Raw genomic sequence first — 2,617 nt, 5'->3', positions numbered from 1 at the left:
ATTATTCATTATTCATTATTCATTATTCATTATTCATTGTTGAATTTTATCCCTACTATAAATAGAATTTGTGAATAGGATAAACCTCTTTTTATACCCAGATTTGGTATGATACCCATTTTCAGAGTATGACCTAGGAAATAGTAATAGCTCATACTAATAGCTAGTTAATCATTCCCAAGCCATCTCTGTTGAAACAAGGAAATTAATTATGACCACTTGATATTAATTTTTTGCAGGTCATTTTTTAACTTGAATATTTCCTAAATTTCCCATTTACCCAATACTATTTCTATTTAAGTTGCAGTGATTTCGATTCTCCGAACATATGCACAGTATCTACGAACCGAGCAGTGTTTGACTGAGAAGAAATAACTAAACTTTGGGTACGAGCACCATGAGGGAAGAAGCGGACTCCCTCCATTAGAGTACCAGGAGTAATACCACAAGCTGCAAATAGCACTGTTTCCCCAGAAGCTAACTCCTCAGCATTGTAAACTTTGTCTGGATCTTCAATACCCATCTCTCGGAGTCGAGCCATGTTATCTTCTTTGCTTTCTCCAATTAAACCAGTTTTGACAATAGCTGGGTCATAAATTAGTTGTCCTTGGAAATGGCCTCCTAAAGCACGCATAGCTGCTGCTGAGATTACTCCCTCTGGTGCTGCACCGATACCCATCAAAGCATGGATATTTGTACCTGCAAATGCACAGGAAATAGCTGCCGAAACGTCACCATCACTAATTAGACGAACTCTGGCACCAGCTTGACGAATTTCATTTATTAGTTCTTTGTGACGGGGACGATCCATCACTACAACCACCAATTCTTCAACAGAACGCTCCATACATTCTGAAATAATTTTGAGGTTTTCTGTGGCAGATTTATTAATATCTACATGATTTTTGGCTACTGCTGGTGCAGCTAATTTTTTCATATAGACATCTGGTGCTGCCAATAGACCCCCTTTCTCAGAAATAGCTAATACTGCCATTGAACCATTTTGACCGTAGGCAACTAGGTTTGTCCCTTCGCAAGGGTCCACTGCAATGTCAATCTCAAGTAATTCTTCTGGGTTACAAAAGTTTTTCGCATCAGGCTGAGTACAAATTCCTACTTCTTCGCCAATGTAAAGCATAGGGGCTTCATCTCGCTCTCCTTCTCCAATAACAATGCGACCCCGCATATGAATTTTGTTCATCCGCTCTCGCATAGCTTCTACCGCTACTTCGTCTGCGGTATTTTTTTCACCTTTTCCCATCCAACGAGCAGAAGCGATCGCTGCTTGCTCTACTACTTCGATAATTTCTAAACCAATTACGTTATCCACGATTTTTTTATCCTCCCAACTGCTGAGGAAAACTTTTTTATTTAGTTCTCCCAGTGTTAAAGTCTATCAGAGCCAGGGATCAGCTTAGGACTTTGTGCGGAATGTGGGGTGTAAAGTTTTATTACAAATAGCCAAAAGTCGAAAGTCAAAAGTCAAAAGTTTAAAACTAAAGATTAAATAGAGGGAAAGCTACGGTTTGGGAAATTTAATTGCTTCAGTTATCTTAAATATTTAGTTTGACCAAAAAAAGCGGGTTTCAAGCCCCGTCCTAGAAGGACGGTTAACCTCAATCGCCCTTGCACAAATTAAATTGAACCTGATATACTAATAATTAATATACGAATTCAAAGTCAAAGGAAAACCTTAGCAATATCAAGCCATTGATGAGGCTATCCGTACTGGCCAATTCGTGAGAAATTCATGCCTTCGCTATTGGATGGATAGTGCGACCTGAACTGGTCATTTGAATTAGAACACCGAGTTCTCTAGGATTCTCCACACCTAGCCCTCACGGAAGAGACTCAACGAGTCCGGTCACATTTAAAGTAAGCAATGAAATAAATGGAATGCAGACCCCGAAAGTAGCCAAAGTTGCTAGAGATTAAGCAATCAGGAGCAAGAGGGAAAAGAGTTGGAAAGATGAACACCGTCTAAATTGCTGATTAAACTGCGTGATCAATAGAACAGCCAAATTATCCCTGACAGGCTGTAACCAAAAGGTAAAGAGGCAGGTCTAAATAGTTGTCCATTATTAAGACGTGGAGACAAAGCCCCTCCCGCAGAATAGGCAATCATCTTAACCAACACAGAAACTTCAAATGATACAACAGGATAAACCCTACAGAGTCTTATGAAAAAGGTCGATAATCTAAGTAGGTCTGAGGCAACAAAGACGGAAATCTCTGGAGGGTAGAAGATGAGAGAAAAAGCGAATGTCACCTGGTAATGGGGTGAATAGGGGTTCAAAATTTGCCCTTGACCGAAAGGAATAGCAGACTTCTGTTGAGTCTTATACGAAAGAAAACAGTACAAGTAAAAACCAAACGAGGATATAAGTTAGGTGTCAAGCACAAGGCGCGATAAATGGAGTCAACGGACAATTAACGGACTGGTCACAGGTCAACTGGAGAAAAGCCCGGCAAATTGTTAGGAATTTACGTCACAGAATCTTTCGTGCCCAAAAACTTGGTCAATGGAAGCAACTCAGAAGGTTGCAGAAATTGTTAATCAAAAGTCGAGCCAATTTATTGCTAAGTGTCAGACAAATTACTCAGGTTAACACCGGAA

General features: G+C 39.9%; 2 protein-coding genes. One reads left to right on the top strand and one right to left on the bottom strand.

Annotated elements, in window-relative coordinates; all coding sequences use genetic code 11:
- Positions 1–292: 292 nt before the first annotated feature.
- Positions 293–1,330, bottom strand: coding sequence for a class II fructose-bisphosphatase (glpX, locus tag AC3DU7_RS30765; RefSeq protein WP_488043034.1), 1,038 nt, complete (start codon positions 1,328–1,330; stop codon positions 293–295).
- A gap of 1,079 nt (positions 1,331–2,409) precedes the next feature.
- Here glpX and AC3DU7_RS30760 point away from each other — a divergent pair.
- On the top strand, positions 2,410–2,617 hold a 208-nt coding region (locus AC3DU7_RS30760; RefSeq protein WP_488043035.1), incomplete at its 3' end, for a reverse transcriptase N-terminal domain-containing protein.

The organism is Okeania sp., assembly GCF_983059655.1.
This window is presented reverse-complemented; position numbering and strand designations above follow the sequence as displayed.